This is a genomic window from Phytoactinopolyspora halotolerans, from assembly GCF_010550675.1.
GTDB classification, from domain to species: domain Bacteria; phylum Actinomycetota; class Actinomycetes; order Jiangellales; family Jiangellaceae; genus Phytoactinopolyspora; species Phytoactinopolyspora halotolerans.
Genome location: NZ_JAAGOA010000010.1, coordinates 130,003 through 146,282, shown reverse-complemented (window position 1 = coordinate 146,282; position 16,280 = coordinate 130,003). Strand labels below are relative to the sequence as shown.

16 protein-coding genes are annotated in these 16,280 nt (G+C 68.9%); 9 read left to right on the top strand and 7 right to left on the bottom strand.

The features are described from left to right. Positions 1-122 precede the first annotated feature (122 nt). The 6 genes from G1H10_RS15730 to G1H10_RS15705 are packed head-to-tail and all read left to right on the top strand — an operon-like array spanning position 123 to position 7,997. Positions 123-1,640: an ABC transporter substrate-binding protein gene (locus G1H10_RS15730; protein WP_163739569.1), complete on the top strand. Its 1,518-nt coding sequence runs from the start codon at positions 123-125 to the stop codon at positions 1,638-1,640. Beyond that, positions 1,637-2,596: an ABC transporter permease gene (locus tag G1H10_RS15725; protein ID WP_163739432.1), complete on the top strand. Its 960-nt coding sequence runs from the start codon at positions 1,637-1,639 to the stop codon at positions 2,594-2,596. Before G1H10_RS15730 ends, G1H10_RS15725 begins: the two co-directional genes overlap by 4 nt. Further along, positions 2,593-3,483 carry an ABC transporter permease gene (locus G1H10_RS15720; protein ID WP_163739430.1) on the top strand — a complete coding sequence of 297 codons (891 nt, stop codon included), beginning with the start codon at positions 2,593-2,595 and terminating at the stop codon, positions 3,481-3,483. The genes G1H10_RS15725 and G1H10_RS15720 overlap by 4 nt, the downstream gene beginning before the upstream one ends. A 47-nt stretch (positions 3,484-3,530) precedes the next feature. Continuing rightward, positions 3,531-5,360: an ABC transporter ATP-binding protein gene (locus G1H10_RS15715; protein ID WP_163739428.1), complete on the top strand. Its 1,830-nt coding sequence runs from the start codon at positions 3,531-3,533 to the stop codon at positions 5,358-5,360. After that, on the top strand, positions 5,357-7,384 hold the full coding sequence (locus tag G1H10_RS15710) for a CocE/NonD family hydrolase (protein ID WP_163739426.1): 2,028 nt from the start codon (positions 5,357-5,359) through the stop codon (positions 7,382-7,384). The genes G1H10_RS15715 and G1H10_RS15710 overlap by 4 nt, the downstream gene beginning before the upstream one ends. 4 nt (positions 7,385-7,388) lie before the next feature. Next, positions 7,389-7,997: a TetR/AcrR family transcriptional regulator gene (locus G1H10_RS15705; protein WP_163739424.1), complete on the top strand. Its 609-nt coding sequence runs from the start codon at positions 7,389-7,391 to the stop codon at positions 7,995-7,997. Positions 7,998-8,000: 3 nt separating this feature from the next. Here G1H10_RS15705 and G1H10_RS15700 read toward each other — a convergent pair whose 3' ends face one another. Continuing rightward, positions 8,001-8,513 carry a hypothetical protein gene (locus G1H10_RS15700; RefSeq protein WP_163739422.1) on the bottom strand — a complete coding sequence of 171 codons (513 nt, stop codon included), beginning with the start codon at positions 8,511-8,513 and terminating at the stop codon, positions 8,001-8,003. Between the two features lie 93 nt (positions 8,514-8,606). Beyond that, positions 8,607-9,074, bottom strand: a complete 468-nt coding sequence (locus G1H10_RS15695) for an Lrp/AsnC family transcriptional regulator (protein WP_163739567.1) — start codon at positions 9,072-9,074, stop codon at positions 8,607-8,609. Between the two features lie 250 nt (positions 9,075-9,324). Between G1H10_RS15695 and hppD the strand changes: the two genes are divergently transcribed. Continuing rightward, a complete protein-coding gene (hppD, locus tag G1H10_RS15690; protein ID WP_163739420.1) occupies positions 9,325-10,539 on the top strand; it encodes a 4-hydroxyphenylpyruvate dioxygenase in 1,215 nt (404 codons plus the stop codon). 2 nt (positions 10,540-10,541) lie between these two features. On the opposite strand, the gene G1H10_RS15685 is transcribed toward hppD, so the two are convergent. Beyond that, entirely contained in the window at positions 10,542-11,102 is a 561-nt protein-coding gene (locus tag G1H10_RS15685; RefSeq protein ID WP_163739418.1) for a hypothetical protein, read from the bottom strand. A gap of 57 nt (positions 11,103-11,159) precedes the next feature. On the opposite strand from G1H10_RS15685, the gene G1H10_RS15680 reads away from it, so the two are divergent. Further along, on the top strand, positions 11,160-11,603 hold the full coding sequence (locus G1H10_RS15680) for an ArsR/SmtB family transcription factor (RefSeq protein WP_163739416.1): 444 nt from the start codon (positions 11,160-11,162) through the stop codon (positions 11,601-11,603). Further along, entirely contained in the window at positions 11,603-12,532 is a 930-nt protein-coding gene (locus tag G1H10_RS15675; protein ID WP_163739414.1) for a cation diffusion facilitator family transporter, read from the top strand. The genes G1H10_RS15680 and G1H10_RS15675 overlap by 1 nt, the downstream gene beginning before the upstream one ends. 6 nt (positions 12,533-12,538) lie before the next feature. On the opposite strand, the gene fahA is transcribed toward G1H10_RS15675, so the two are convergent. The 4 genes from fahA to G1H10_RS15655 form a co-directional block, all read right to left on the bottom strand. Then, entirely contained in the window at positions 12,539-13,765 is a 1,227-nt protein-coding gene (gene fahA / locus G1H10_RS15670; protein ID WP_163739412.1) for a fumarylacetoacetase, read from the bottom strand. 194 nt (positions 13,766-13,959) lie between these two features. After that, positions 13,960-14,511, bottom strand: a complete 552-nt coding sequence (locus tag G1H10_RS15665; protein WP_163739411.1) for a hypothetical protein — start codon at positions 14,509-14,511, stop codon at positions 13,960-13,962. Between the two features lie 179 nt (positions 14,512-14,690). Next, positions 14,691-14,879, bottom strand: a complete 189-nt coding sequence (locus G1H10_RS15660) for a hypothetical protein (protein WP_163739409.1) — start codon at positions 14,877-14,879, stop codon at positions 14,691-14,693. A gap of 250 nt (positions 14,880-15,129) precedes the next feature. Beyond that, positions 15,130-16,263 (bottom strand): AfsR/SARP family transcriptional regulator, encoded by a 1,134-nt coding sequence (locus tag G1H10_RS15655; RefSeq protein ID WP_163739407.1) that lies wholly within the window; start codon positions 16,261-16,263, stop codon positions 15,130-15,132. Between the last annotated feature and the right edge of the window lie 17 nt (positions 16,264-16,280).

The following is a 16,280-nucleotide window of genomic DNA, read 5'->3' as shown; positions in this document are numbered from 1 at the left end:
GACGAGCGCGGTGTCCGTGTTCCCTACCCACAGGAGTTCGCGTGCGACGCCCTGCAGCGACGGGTGCTCCCATCACCCGGCGGAGCCTGCTGGCCACCGGTATCGGTCTTGCCGCCGGAGCCATGACGGGTTGTTCCACCGCAGGTCCGGCGACCACCGCCCTTCCGGAGCAGGCGCGTGCCGGGTCGGCCCGGGCCGGCGGCGAACTGCGCATCGCCCGGCCGCCCGCCTCGAACGCTGAGACGCTGGACCCCGCCAGCTCGCTCTGCGCGTACGAATACCTCGGTGCCCTGTACAACCGGCTCACCCGTATCGATCGCGACGGTCAGGTCGTGCCGGATCTGGCCGCGGAATGGGACGTCACTGAGGACGCCATGCGCTGGACCTTCCGGATCCGCGACGACGTGAGCTTCCACGACGGCCGGCCGTGCACCGCCCACGATGCCGTCTACACGATCCGCCGGCTGCTCGATCCGGATCTCGCCTCGCCGCAACAGGGCGTGCTCGCACCCCTGATGGAACCGGGTGGCGTCACCGCCGCCGACGACCGCACTCTGGTCATCGAGCTCGCCACGCCGAACGCCGAACTGCCGAGCCTGTTCACCGGCTACAACTGCTACGTCGTTCCGGACGGCAGCGGTGACGACATCGGCGTCGCCGGAATCGGTACCGGGCCGTTCAGGCTGGACTCCTTCACCGCCGCCGGGCGCGGGCGGGTCGTCGCCAACGACGCCTACTGGGAAGGCCGGCCGACGCTGGACAGCATCGCCTTCTTCTCCATCGCCGACCAGCAGGCCCGGACCAACGCGCTCCTCGCCGACCAGGTGGATCTGCTCTCTCAGACCAACCTGGACTTCGTCACCGCCCGGGTGGTGAACGCGTCGGACAACGCCACCATCGCTCGGGTACGCAACGGCCAGTGGTACACGATCCCGATGCTCACCACCGTGGAGCCCTTCACCGATCCGGACGTGCGCCGGGCGGTGAAACTCGCCTACGACCCACAACGGGTTCTCGACGTCGCGGCCCAGGGCGCGGGGGACCTTGGGCACGACAATCCGGTGCCGCCGGACAACCCGCTGTGGGTGGACCACGCGCTGGAAAGAGACCCGGACCAGGCGCGGGCGCTGTTGCGCGCTGCCGGTTATGACGGCCTGACCGTGGACATGTACACGTCCAGTTACGACCCGGTCTTCACTCCGATGACGCTCGCCTTCAAGGACAGCGTGGCCGACGCGGGCATCACCGTGAACGTCCGCAACGCATCGGCCGACTCCTACTACTCCCAGGTCTGGATGCAGCAGCCGCTGATGGCCACCTACTGGTACACCGGCCGCCCGGTCGACCAGCTGCTGAACCAGATCTTCCGGGGCGGATCGTCGTACAACGAGACGGCGTGGGCGGACGACACCTTCGACGCCATCCTGGACGACGCTCGGCGCGAGATCGACGACGACAAACGGCGGACGCTCTACCAGGATGCGCAGCGCTACATCGTCGATCACTCCGGCTCCATCACGCCGATGTTCGCCGACCGGCTGGTCGGGCTCTCCCGTGACGTCGTCAACTACTACGAGCACGGTTTCGAGTTCGACTACCTCAACATCGGGTTGGCCGATCACCGAGGGGAGCGGTCATGACGCTGTTCGTCGCGCGCCGTCTCGGTGCGATGGTGCTGACCGTTGTGCTGGCGTCACTCTTGGTGTTCGTCGCTCTGCAAGCCCTGCCGGGCGACGTCGCCACCCAGATCCTCGGTAGGGACGCGACGCCCGAGGCGGTGCAGGTTCTCCGCGATCAGCTCGGCCTCGACCAGCCGGCGTGGCGGCGTTATCTGGAGTGGGTCGGCGGTGCGATTCAAGGTGACTTCGGCACGTCGCTCGCCTCGGGCGAGGCCGTCGGATCCGAACTGGCCCTGCATCTGCGGAACACGCTGCTGATCGCGGTCCTCGCCATCGCGGGCGGACTGCTCTTCTCCCTGGTGCTCGGCGTGGTGGCCGGCTTGTACCGGGACCGTTGGCCGGACCACCTGATCTCCGGCGCGAGCCTGGTCGGCATGAGCGTCCCGGAGTTCGTCGTCGCGACCGTCCTGGTGCTGCTGTTCTCGGTGACCATTCCGGTCTTTCCCGCGGTGGTGCTCGACGACGCCGACGCGACGGTGGGGCAGCTGCTGCCGGCGATCTGGCTGCCGGCGCTGGCGCTGAGCATCGCGTTGGCGGCGTATGTGGTGCGGATGATGCGGGCCAGCGTCATCGACGTGATGGCGAGTGAATACGTCCAGACCGCACGGCTGCGAGGGCTCGGCACCGGGCGGGTCGTGCTCCGGCATGCGCTGCCGAACGCCGTGCTGCCGACGCTGAACGTGATCGCGCTGAACGTCGCCTGGCTGGTGGGCGGCGTGGTCGTCGTCGAGACGGTCTTCAACTACCCGGGGATCGGCACCCTCATGATCGACGCCGTCTACGACCGCGATCTGCCGGTTCTGCAGGCGATCGCGGTGCTCAGCGCGGTCGTGTACGCCCTGTGCAACCTGGCGGCCGACGTGGCGGCCATGGGGCTCAACCCGCGGTTGCGCGCCGGAGGAAGGAGTACGGCATGACCGGGAGCGAGCTGACCGTTGCGGGCACACCGGCCCAGGGGACGCTGCGGACCGTGTGGGCCGGGATACGTAGCTCGCGCGCGGCGACCATCGGGCTGGCGATCGTCGCGTTGCACGTGCTGGTCGCGATCGCTGCACCGCTGCTGACCTCCTACGCACCGACGCAGAGCGTCCCGGCCGAAGCCCTCGCGGGAGTCAGCTGGGACCATCTCGCCGGCACCGACCAGTACGGGCGGGACGTGCTGACCCGGGTGTTGCACGGCGGCCGGTTCGCCTTGGTCGTCTGCGCCCTGTCCACCGTCGCGGCGGTGGGCCTGGGCACCGTCGTGGGATGCTTCGTCGCGCTGCGCGGCGGCTGGGCGGACAACGTGGTCATGCGGTTGGTGGACAGCGTCCTGGCGGTGCCGGCGATCCTGGCACTGCTGGTCGTGGTGACCGCGCTCGGCACCGGTACCTGGGTGGTCGTCGCCGCCATCACCATCGTCTACGTGCCCGGCGTGGTCCGGGTGGTGCGGGCGGCCGCGCAGAGCGTCGTACCCCTGGAGTACGTCACCGCGGCCCGGGCGCGCGGCGAGCGGCGCTGGTCGATCCTGCGGCGCGAACTGCTGCCGAATGTCGCCGACGTGGTCGCGGTTGAGCTGGCGATGCGCGCGTCCTGGGCGGCGTTGCTGGTCAGCTCGCTGTCTTTCCTGGGTTTCGGAGCCAACCCGCCGACTCCGGACTGGGGCCTCATGGTCGCGGAGAACCGCACCGCGCTCACTGTCGTCCCTATGGCCACGCTGGCCCCGATCGTCGCGCTGGCGACCTTCGTCGTCGGGCTGAACCTGGCCGCTGACGGCTTGGCGAAGGCGTGGGGGATCGACCGGTTCCGGCGGGACGGCCGGTGACGCGGATGCATGGGGCGGCCGAGGACGGGACGGAAATGGAGCGGTCGATGCGCGCAGACGACGTGCTGGTCCGGGTGGACGACCTGAGCGTGGCGTACGGGGACACCACCGTCGTCGATCAGGTGAGCTTCGAGGTGCCGGCGGGGTCCACGACGGCTCTGGTCGGAGAATCCGGGTCAGGCAAGACGACGGTGGCCCGCACGCTCCTCGGTCATCTGCGTGCCGGAGCCAGGCTGACGTCGGGCCGGGTGAGCGTCGGCGGGCGCGACGTGTTCGGGCTGGATCGTGCCGGACTGCGCCGTCTGCGTTCCACGACCGTCGCGATGGTCCCGCAGAACGCGGGGCACGCGCTGACCCCGTCGATGCGGGTGGGGCGCCAGGTAGAGGAGGCCCTGCTGGCGGCCGGCGCCGACCGGGCAGCCGCACGGGAACGCACCGTCGAGACATTCGCACAGGTCAGCCTCCCGGATCCGGACCGGATCGGCCGTCGCTACCCGCATCAGCTCTCCGGCGGCCAGCAACAGCGGGTGGCGATCGCCCTCGCGGTGGCCGTCCGTCCGAAGGTGTTGGTGCTCGATGAGCCGACGACCGGCCTGGACGTGATCACGCAGCGGGCCATCCTCGGCCTGCTGCGCGAACTCACCCTGCGGCTCGGCACGGCGACGGTCATGGTCAGCCATGACTTCGGTGTGGTGGCGGCGCTCGCCGACCATGCGACGGTGCTGCGGGCCGGCCGGGCCGTGGAGTCTGCACCGGCCAAGCAGCTGTTCCAGGAGCCCGGTGACGAGTACACCCGAGAGTTGCTGGGGGCGGTTCCGCGTATCGGCGGAGCAGTGAGCCGAAACGGAGCCGATCAGAGCCAGCGCGGTGAATCGCCGCGCGGTGAATCGCTGCTGCGGGTGCAGGACGTCCGGATCGGATACGGCCACCGCGAGCGGGACCTGGCGGTGCGCGGCGCCTCATTCGAGTTGCGTCGTGGCGAAGTCGTCGCCCTGGTCGGCGAGTCGGGCAGCGGCAAGTCGACGCTGGCCTGGAGTCTTGCCGGGCTGCACGGGCCGCGTGACGGTTCGATGCGATACCTGCCCGCCACCGGCGACGGTGACCTCGCGCAGGCGGCCCGCAGGCGGCCGTTGGAGCTCCGCCGCCGTATCCAGCTCGTGTTCCAGAACGCGGACACGTCACTCAACCCTCGCCGGGTCGTGGCGGAGGCCGTGCGGCGGCCGTTGAGACTGTTCCGTGGGCTCCGCGGTTCCGAGCTCGCCGCCCGCGAGGCCGAACTCGCACGGGATGTGCGGCTGGAGCCGGAGTTGCTGCGCCGCCTGCCGATGCAGCTCTCCGGCGGGCAACGGCAGCGAGTCGGGATCGCCCGAGCCTTGGCGGGATCGCCGGCGGTGATGGTGGCTGACGAGATCACCACCGCACTGGATGTCTCCGTGCAGGCGTCGATCCTGGATCTGCTGGAGCAGCTGCGCGGTGAGCATGACCTGGCGTGCCTGTTCATCAGCCACGATCTAGGCGTGGTGAAGCGGATCGCGGACCGGCTGCTGGTGATGCACGGAGGCGTCGTGGTCGAGGAGGGGCCTGCCGATGCCGTCTTCGACGGCCCGAACCACCCGTACACCCGCGAGCTCATCGAGGCCACGCTGGAGCCTGATCCCGAGCTCGCACGGGCATCGGTGCGTCCGGAGGCCGGCGGCGACATCCGGGAGTCGCTCAGCGCCGGGCGGCTCACGGGGCTGCGTCACGACGCCACAGACCCGGGTGTCGGTGCGAGCACCGGGGCCGTCGTGTGGCGTTGGCGGGACGCCGGCCCGGAGATGGTGGAGCTGGGCGACGGACACCGCGTGCGGCAGTGGGAGTTGACGAGCGAGCGATGAGAATCCGCACGGACTTCCCGCGGCGCGTCGTCGTCGATGACGTCTGGATTCCGACCCGGGACGGGACCCGGCTGCACGCACGCATCTGGCGTCCCGTGGACGCGGAGGTGGATCCGGTGCCCGCGCTGCTGGAGTACCTGCCCTATCGCAAGGACGACTGGACCGCCGTCCGGGACGCGCAGCGGCACCCCTGGTACGCGGGGCACGGTTACGCCTCGGTCCGCGTCGACCTGCGCGGCTCGGGCAGCTCCGAGGGGGTGATGGTCGACGAGTACACCGAGGTCGAGCTGGCCGACGGCGTCGACGTCGTGCACTGGCTCGCCGAGCAACCCTGGTGTACCGGTGCGGTGGGCATGTTCGGCATCTCCTGGGGAGGCTTCAACTCGCTGCAGATCGCCGCGCTGCGGCCGGAGCCGCTGAAGGCGGTCGTCACGGCCTGCTCCACCGATGACCGCTACGACAACGACGTGCACTACATCGGCGGAGCCGTCCTCGGCATCGACATGCCGGCCTGGGCGGGCACGATGCAGGCGTTCACCGCGCGGCCCCCGGATCCGGCGGTGGTGGGCGAGCGGTGGCGCGAGATGTGGAAGGAGCGGCTGGACGCGGCCGAACCATTCCTGGCCACCTGGCTCTCGCATCAGGAGCGGGATGCGTACTGGTGCCACGGCAGCGTCTGTCAGGACTATGCGTCGGTGGACGCGGCTGTCCTCGCGGTGGGCGGTTGGGCCGATCCGTACCGTGACACCGTGCTGCGGTTGGTGGAGAACCTGCCGGGGCCGGTCCGGGGCATCGTCGGGCCGTGGGCGCACCGGTATCCGGACATCGAGCTTCCGCCCGGGCCCGCCATCGGGTTCCTGCAGGAGACGTTGCGGTGGTGGGATCAGTGGCTCAAGGGGCGCGACACCGGGATCATGGACGAGCCGCTGCTGCGGGTGTACCTGCAGGACGGTGTCGGCCCGGCCACCGCCTACCCGCGGCGCGAGGGGCGCTGGGTGGGCGTCGACGCGCCGCCCTCGACCCGGCGTGTCATCCCGCTCAGTGGATTGGGCACGTCCGCTCTGGCCGAGCCGGACGGCACCGTGGTGGTCCGCACCCCGCAGCACACCGGGGTGGATGCCGGGCGGTTCTTCCCCTTCGGCAACCCCAGCGATCTGCCCCCTGACCAGCGGGCCGAGGACGGTCGTTCGGTCTGCTTCGATTCCGCACCGCTGGCCGAGCCGTTGCCGGTCCTGGGGCGGCCCGCGATCACGTTGAGGATGTCCTGCGACGTGCCGCGGGCGAACGTCGTCGCCCGGCTCTGCGACGTCGCGCCGGACGGATCCTCCACACTGGTCAGCCGTGGTGTGTTGAACCTGATGAAGCGGCACGGGCGGGACCGCGCGACACCGTGGCCGCCCGACCAGGTCGAGGACGTGCGGATCGATCTCACCGCCACCGGTTACGTGCTTCCCGCCGGACATCGGCTCAGACTGGCGGTGAGCACGACCTACTGGCCGTGGGTGTGGCCGCACGGTGAGGAGGCGACGCTGCGAATCGATACGGCCGGGAGCGCGCTCAGGCTGCCGCTGTGCGAGGACGGCGCGCCGGACGGGCAACGCGTCACCTTCGATGGGATCGTGTTCGACGAACCGGAACAGGCCGCGCCGCTCGAGCACCGCCCCGGAACCGGCGGTGACGGTCCGGAGCGGATGGTGACGCATGTGGTGGACACCGGTGAGTGGACCGTCGCGGTCGACCCGAACTACGGCGGCACCAGGGTCTTTCCCGACGGTCTGCACTATACGGAGCGTGCCCGCGAGACCTACCGGATCCGGGCGGATGATCCGCTCTCGGCCACCGCATCGTCCGAATGGCATATCGACCTGTCACGGGGCGAATGGCGCGCCAGCATCCATACCGTGACGGAGATGACTGCCACGTACGATGACTTCGTGGTGGAGACGCTGCTCGAGACGAGTGACTCCGACGGTGTGGTGGCCAAGCGGGAATGGCGGCACCGGATCCCGCGTACGTCGGCCTGACCGCATGGCAGAGGTACGCCGTCGTCAGCCGCCCGAGGTGCGGCGCCAGATGATCGTCGACGCTGCCGTCCCGCTGCTGCACGAGTCCGGACTGCGGGGGATCACGCTGCGCGGAATCGCGCGAGCCGCGGGCGTCTCGGTCGGCACGGTCACGTATCACTTCCGCTCCGTGGCCGACATCGTCGACGTGGCCGTCGCACAGGACGTGACTGCCTATTACGAACGGCTGGAGGAGCGGGTTCGCGCGGAGAGCGATCCGCTGGGCGCCCTGGACCTGCTGATCGAGGGGGTCTTCACCGAGGAGACCAGGCGGCATTGGCAGCTGTGGTTTGACTCCATCGGCCCGGCCGAGGAGGCCCGGGAGGTGCGGTCCGGGCAGCGGTCCCGGTACGCCCGGTGGAACGAGATGCTGCGCGCGATGGTGACGGATGGCGCGGCCGCCGGTGCCTTCGTCGCGCCTGATCCGGATCGCACCGTGACACTACTGGTGGCCCTGGTGGACGGTCTGTCTCTGCAGCGGCTACGCGGGGAGCCGGCACTGACCACGCAGCAGGCGCGGGAACACTTCCGTGCCGCGGCGTTCGAGCTGCTGGGCGTACCGCACCCGCGGTGACCGCTACTCGATGGTGACGACGGCCTCGCTGGAGACGATTGAGTCGTCGTTGACGCCGATCATTCGGAACGCGTTCTGGCCGGGGCGGCTGGACTGAACGTTCCCGGAGATCTGTCCGTTGTCGTCGGTCTCACGGGCGTCTATGGGGAAGTTCTCCCAGCCCGCACCGTCGACGTTGCGCTGCATCTGCATGAGCACGCCGGCCTCACCGGAATCGAGCGTGAGCGTGTACTCGATGGTCGCGTTGGCGCCCGCCGTCGACTGGGACAGTTCCAGGCTGGCACCCGATCCTCCGGACGGCTCGTCCTCGCCGTCCTCGTCCTGCTCGTCGCCGTCGGAGGGGGCACCGGTCGAGTCCCCGTCTGGCGTGTCCGTGCCTGGCGGGTCGGTGGAAGCCGCGCTGGGCTCGGCGTCATCGCCCGATTGGGTGCCAAGGTAGGCGCCGACGGCGAAGCCGACGATCGCAGCCAGGATCAGGAAGGCGGAAAGCGTACCGCCCGACGCTCGTTTGGACACTCTGCACATTTAAGCCTGACTACCCGGGGCCCTGGCAAGTGGGGTCCGCACTACGGATGGTATCGGTGGCATGACGCTGCAGGTGACAGCTGGTCAACTCCCCGTCTCGGCGCGGTGCAGCAGAGGTAGGACGCGTGGCCCCACGACGGTCGAGAGCGCGATCAGGGTGGAGGTACGCACGATGTCGGCGTCGCCCACCAGCTCGTCGATGACGCGCTGCAGGTCGTCGTTGTCCCGGGCGACGATCCGGCAGAGCAGGTCGCCTTGGCCGGTGATGGTGTGCACCTCGAGGACCTCGGGGATCCGTTCGAGGTGCGCGGCGACGGACTGTCGCGCCCCCTGCCGGATGTCGAGTGAGGCGAAGGCCGTCACCCGGTAACCGAGCGCGTGTGGATCGACCGTCGGCGCGAATGAGCTGATCACGCCCGTCGAGACCATCTTGTCCAGGCGAGACTGTACGGTCGCCCGCGCAACGCCGAGCCGGCGTGAGGCTTCGAGTACGCCGATCCGGGGCTCATGAGTGAACAGTTCGATGATCCGGGTATCCAGCGCGTCGACCATCTCCTCGACCACACCTCATTCTCCGCTTGCGCAGCGCGCGACGGTCGGCTGGGACCTTGCGGCCATCGGCGCTAAGCCCTCTTGATAGTGATCATATTGTATATAGAAGAGCGCTATTGTCTGCTCAAGATGTGCACTATGCCAACTGGTTGCGGTGATGGTTGCATAGTGCATGTGGCGCACGGCACAGTCCGTGTCATACCGGCTGCGCTGGTCACGCAACCTGACTCACACCACGCTGGAGGTCACCATGAGCGCCACCGACTCGCCGCGTCTGCTCACCCCGGAGGAGCGCGCGGCGGATCTGGAACTCGATGAGCTCAAGCGGCTTGTCGGACTTGTCGAGTACGACGAGAGCAAGGACCCCTTCCCGGTGACGGCGATGGATGCCGTGGTGTTCGTCGTCGGCAACGCCACCCAGGCAGCGCACTTCTACCAGTCGGCGCTCGGCATGGAGCTCGTCGCATACGCGGGTCCGGAGACGGGCAACCGCGACCACAAGTCGTACGTGTTGCGCAGCGGCTCGGCACGGTTCGTTGTGAACGGCGGCGTGGCTCCGGACAGCCCGTTGCTCGACCACCACCGGGCGCACGGCGACGGCGTCGTGGATCTTGCCCTGGAGGTGCCCGACGTCGACGCCTGCATCGCACACGCCCGGAACCAGGGCGCCACGGTGCTCACTGAACCGCACGACGTCTCGGACGACCATGGCACGGTGCGGCTCGCGGCGATCGCCACCTACGGAGAGACCAGGCACACGTTGGTGGATCGCTCCCGGTACGACGGACCGTACCTTCCCGGTTACGTCCCGCGCCGCTCCACCTACGTCAAGCGGGACGGTGCGCCGAAGCGGCTGTTCCAGGCGGTCGATCACTGTGTCGGCAACGTCGAGCTCGGCCGGATGGATTACTGGGTCGACTGGTATCGCAAGGTGATGGGTTTCGCGAACATGGCGGAGTTCGTCGGCGACGACATCGCCACCGACTACTCCGCGCTGATGTCCAAGGTGGTGGCGAACGGCAACCACCGCGTGAAGTTCCCGCTCAACGAGCCTGCCGCAGGCAAGAAGCGGTCCCAGATCGACGAGTATCTGGAGTTCTACGGCTCACCGGGCTGTCAGCACATCGCGCTGGCCACCAACGACATCCTCCGCACCGTTGACGCCATGCGGGACGAGGGCGTCGACTTCCTGGATACGCCGGATGCCTACTACGACGACCCGGAACTGCGTGCCCGGATCGGCGAGGTGCGGGTTCCGGTCGAGGAGCTGAAGAAGCGGGGGGTGCTGGTCGATCGCGATGAGGACGGTTACCTGTTGCAGATCTTCACCAAGCCGATCGGTGACCGGCCGACGGTCTTCTTCGAGTTGATCGAGCGGCACGGTTCGCTGGGCTTCGGTAAGGGCAACTTCAAGGCCTTGTTTGAGTCGATCGAACGGGAGCAGGCTCGCCGCGGCAATCTGTGACGTTAGTCCTCGGTAGCCTTCGCTGACTCGTACAGGTGAAGAAGCAGCGGCCGGCTCTCCGCTTCGTCGTTGTGGGCCTCGAACCTATCGCCGGCGAACGGCAGATGGCGGAGCGGATTGCGCGGCTTCGGCGCGTGACCGTCGGTCGCCAGCAGCTCGATCTCGGACAGGACGTACGCTGCCGCATCGGCGCAGATTCGCCGGTAGCGTCGCCGGAAGATCCACCGCGCCGCTGTCAGCAGTAGACCGCCCGGCAGACGGAGTTCAGCCCGAAGCCGGACGAGCGTTCCTCGTGCGGATGAGGCCAGGTCGATGTGGGCCCGCCACCCCGCGTTGGCCGCGCCTGTGGTCTCGAGGACCAGCTGCCGGTGTCTCTGAACGGAAACCAGGCGGAGTCGATCCGGATTGCCGCCGTGGACCTCGGTCGCCGGGTTCTTGAGTGCGAAGACGCCGCCCGGGCGTAGTGAACTGCCCTGTGCGGACAGGATGGTGGCGAGTCGATCCCAGACGACACTCGGGCGGACACCGATCTCGCGCTCACCCGTGATCTTCACGTGGGGCACGGGGCGAGCGTAAACGACCGCCAAGCATACATTGGCCAGATGCGCTATCATCGGTATATGCCGATGAATCCAACCGTTGTCGGCGGCGTCGCGAGCCGTGAGACGGATCAGGCGGCCGTCATGCTCTTCCACAGCCTGGCCGATCCGGCCCGGCTGGCCATCATCCGACTGCTGGGTGACGGTGAGCGACGCGTCGTCGACCTCACTCGTGATCTTGGACTGGCCCAGTCGACCGTGTCCGGGCACCTGGCATGCCTGCGCTCGGCCGGCCTGATCGACGCGCATCCACACGGCCGGTCGACCTACTACGCACTCGCCCGACCGGAGCTGTGGCGCATGCTCGCCGCTGCCGAGAATGTGCTGGATGCCGGCGGCTCGGCCGTCACGCTCTGTCCTGAACACCATCGACCGGAGTCCGCGGAGGCCTGTGGTGCCGCGGTCCGTGGGTGCCTGCACGCCTCCGGCCACGCCGGAACCCAGGCGCGTCCGCGGAGGCACTGATGGGCTTCGGGCACGGACACGGCCACGGCGACACGACCGGAACGGCCGCCTACGCGCACCGTCGACGGATGATGGCGGTCCTCGGCATCGTCGCCGGAATCACGCTCGCGCAGGTGATCGGCGCGTGGTTGTCCGGCTCGATGGCGCTGTTGGCAGACGCGGCGCACAGCTTCACCGACGGCACCGGGGTCGCCCTGGCGCTACTGGCCACGTTGATCGCGGCCCGTCCTCCGAGCGCGCGACGGACGTTCGGCCTGCAGCGGGCCGAGATTCTCGCTGCGATGACGAACGCCGTCGTGGTCGGGGTGGCCGCGATCCTGGTGCTGATCGGAGGGGTGCGCCGCCTGACCGACCCGGGAGCCGTCGAGAGCGACGTCATGCTCGTCGCCGCTCTCATCGGTCTGGCCGGCAACGGGGTCTCACTGCTTATCCTGCGACGCGGGAAGGAGCAGAGCCTGAACGTGCGCGGTGCCTATCTCGAGGTGCTGGGCGACCTGCTTGGTTCGGTCGCCGTGGTGGGTGCGGCGATCGTGATCATGGCAGGCGGTGACGTCCGTGCCGATGCCGTGGCGTCCATCCTGATCGGGTTGATGATCCTGCCGCGCGCGTGGATGTTACTGCGGGACGTGGTGCATGTCCTGCTGGAGGCGACCCCCAAGGGCGTGGATCTGGACGAGGTCCGCAGGCACATGATGGACGTTCCCGGCATCGTCGACGTTCACGACCTGCACGCGTGGACCATCACCAGTGGCGTCCCGGTTCTCTCGGCACATGTGGTGGTGGACGAGATGAGCCAGGCCGAATGCGGCACCGAGTCGATCCTGGACGGATTGCACGGTTGCCTGGCCGGCCATTTCGACATCGAGCACAGCACGTTCCAGATCGAGCCGCGCGGGCACCTGGACCACGAGTACGTTCAGCACGACTGAGATCGCTCAGCGGCCGGAATCGCCGGCGGGGCGGACGCTGCCGCTGACCTCGCCCAGCTTCAGACGGGTTCCGCCGGGTCCGGGGGCGGTGGCGCGGATGATGACCGTATCGCCGTCCTCCAGGAAGCTGCGCCGGGAACCGTTGTCGAGAACCACCGGCTCGCTGCCGTTCCACGACAGCTCGAGAAACGACCCTCGTTCGTCCTTCTCCGGTCCACTGACCGTTCCGGACGCATACAGCTCGCCGGTACGTACGGCGGCTCCGTTGACGGTGAGATGCGCGAGCTGCTGCGCGGGTGTCCAGTACATCTCCGCGAACGGTGGCTGGGACACCACCGTGCCGTTCCACTCGACCTCGAGACGGATGTCCAACCCCCATGGCTCGGCCTCGGCCAGATACGCAGCGGGCTCCGGATCGCGGACGGGCGGTTCGATCCGGGCATGTTCCAGCGCCGCCAGGGGCACGACCCACGGCGAGATCGAGGTGGCGAAGGACTTGCCCAGGAACGGTCCCAGCGGTACGTATTCGAACGCCTGCAGATCGCGGGCGGACCAGTCGTTGACCAGCACGACGCCGAAGACGTGTTCGGTGAAGTCGTCTACCGGCACCGGGTGTCCGCGCTCGGACGGCGTCCCGACGACGAACCCCACCTCGGCCTCGATGTCCAGCCGGTTCGACGGCCCGAACACGACGCCGTCACCGCTGCGGCGCAGGCCGGACGGGCGGACGATCTCCGAGCCGGACGGCACGACCGTCGCCGATCGCCCGTGGTATCCGATCGGCAGGTGTCGCCACGCGGCCGGCAGCGACGGCGAGTCGGGCCGGAAGATCTTGCCGACGTTCTCCGCGTGCGACCGGCTCGAGTAGAAGTCGACGTAGTCGGCGACCTCGAACGGCATGTGCAGCTCGACGTCGGACAAGGGGACCAAGTGCGGTTCCAGCAGCTCACTCGGTGACCCCGCGGTGACCAGCTCCAGCAGCCAGTCGCGCACCGCCTGCCACGCCGGCCGGCCCAGGCTCATGAACGGGTTCAGGGACGGCCGGTCGAACACGTGGCCGCCGTCGAGCCCTTCGACGGCCGCCAGCGGCGCCAGGTCGATCACATAGTCGCCGACGGCTGCGCCCACGCGCGGTTCCTCGCGTGCGGTCGAGAACACGCCATAGGGAAGCGTGTAGCCGTCGAACATCGCGCCGTCGGGTGTCTCCAGCCGGCTCCGTTTCGCCTCCGTCATGGAGCCGACGTTATCCGAGAACGGCAAGGCCCCGGGGCGCCGTCGATGAGGTGGGCATCGCCGGTGCCCCGGGGCGGGATCGGAGCTCCGGCTCCCCCTGGAGGCCGGAGCTCCGGGCCAACGCGCCTCGGTGGACGTTCCGAGGCGACGTGGTGATCGGATGCGCCCAGGTCAGCCGCATCCTGGGCGGGAACTTACATGCACTCGCTCATGATGTGGTCGCTGATCCGCTGTGCGGCCCCCATCATGTCGTCGAGCCCCTCGAGCTCCGCGGCGGCGTCCGGATCCGACATGTCGATGTCGGAGATCGTCTCCAGGGCGTCCGCCATGGCGGACCAGTCGGCCGCGATGTCGCTCGGCGCCGCATCGGCGATCTGGCGGTAGGCGTCGACAAGGCCGCTCGCGGCCTCCGGATCGGTCATCGCGGTGGAGTCATTCAGCACATCGGTGCCGAACTCCTGGACCGTACCGCAATAGTCGCCGGCATCCGTGCTCTCGCCAGAGTCCTGCTCGGTGTCGCTCGACTCCTCATCCGTGGAGTCGGTGTCGGCCGAGTCGTTGTCGGTGGCGTCGGTGTCGGTCGACTCCTCGTTCTCCGACTCCGACGCCGTCGTGTCGTCGCCCTCGTCGTCGGAGTCACATGCGGCCGCGGTGAACAGCAGGGTGACGCCGACGAGCGCACCGGCGACGCCGCGGAGGCGTCGTCCGGCCGTGCGAGCAGCGATGTTGGACGTGGTGGACTTCATGTTCGTTCTACTCCAGATATGAATCGAAATGGTGGCGCCACGTGATACGGGTGTACGGCCGAGACCGGCCGATCTACCCGGCCCCTGTGTCGGCGCCTTGATTACTGGTGGTGCATACGCTGGCCATCCGGATGAATGATCACGCTCATGCGGTGATCCCAGGCCGGACGCGCTCAGCGTCACCTCGATCGGCGATGGCGGATGCGGATGCTCGACGTACCGGTGTCCGGCAGGTCCTCCCCCGTGTCATCGCCATGATCGATGCCGACGCCGGTGCCTCCATCGCCACCGTTGTCGCCACCGATCTCCTTCCGCGCCCCGTCGGCGGTATGGGGCTCACCCTCGTCGACCGCCGTGGAGTCGTCCACAAGCCGCCGACGAGCTGCCGGCTTCCGGCCGCTCCGCATCCGGGGTGTTCGCCGCGGAGCATAGTAACCCGGCCACGCGCGGTGGGTGGTGAGCTGGTCTCACTGTTGCCGTCTCCTGCAGATGTTCGCCGTGCGTCCTTCCGGGGATCGAGCTGGTGGCTGCTGCCCGGATGAACGGCAGAGAATATGACTGATCCCGCTATACCCGCGCTACACCGCCGGCAGGACCAGGTCGGGGCCGGCCGTATCGTCACCGGGCGTTCTCCGATCGACGTCGCCGTGGCCTGGGGGCGGTGTTCTCGGCGTCCGGCCGCAGCGGGGCCCGGCGTGCGCCGTGCGGCTCATCGAGCAGGACGCGTACCGAGCGACCCGGAACCACCGAGGCGAAGAGGTCGGCCAGCGCGGCGACGTCGGCGGGAACCTTGCGCTCGTCCACTCCGAGTGAGCGGAGGAAGCGTGCCAGGACCATGCCGACTTCGTTGCGGCCGAGCTCGCGCCGGGACCGGACATGCGGCGCATCGTTGCCCGCCGGACCTGCGCTTCCGGCGGTGGCGGGGCCGGCGCCGAGCGTGGTTGCCGGCGCACGCGACTGGGCCGGGACGGCCCGGCGGTCGGACCCGACCGGGGCACGTGCCGCAGCCAGCATCGGATCACCGTTGAGGATCGCGCGCTCGAGTTCACGTAGCTGTCCGTTCGGCTCGATGCCGAGTTCGTCGATCATCGCCGTCCGGGCGCGCTGGTAGACGCCGAGCGCGTCCGCGGTCCGCCCCACCCGGTGCAGCGCCAGCATCAGCTGGCCGTAATGCCGCTGGCGTAGCGGATAGGTCTCGACGAGCGTCGTGAGCTCCGGGATCAAGGCGTCGTGCCGACCGAGATCGAGGTCGGCGTCGATCTTGAGCTCGATGATCACGTGGCGGAGTTCGCCCAGTCGCAGTGCTTCGGCATGGATCACGCTCGAATGGTCGACGTCGGCGTAGGCGGTATTGCCCCGCCATAGGTTCAATGCCCGCCGGAACAGCCGGGACGCGCTCTCCGGGTCATGCGCCTCCAGCGCCTGACGGCCGTGGTCCGCGAGCTGTTCCAGCTCATCGTCGTCGGACTCATCCGGCTTGACCGTGAGCTCGTAGCCCGCCATCTGGTGGGCGATGCGGCCCTCGCCCAGGCGGCGCCGCAGCCGGTGGACGTAACTCTGCAGGTTCGTCCGGGCCGACGACGGCGGCTCGGCGTCCCACAGCATCTCCAACAGGCCATCGGTCGACACCCGGGTGTTTCTCCGGCAGAGCAGTATGGCCAGCAATGCGCGCTGCTTGGAAGATGTGGGAGAGATGGGACGCCCGTCGTCGTCGTGGACAGTGAGCGGCCCCAGCACGCCGAACCTCATCATGCACCCCCCTTGTGTAC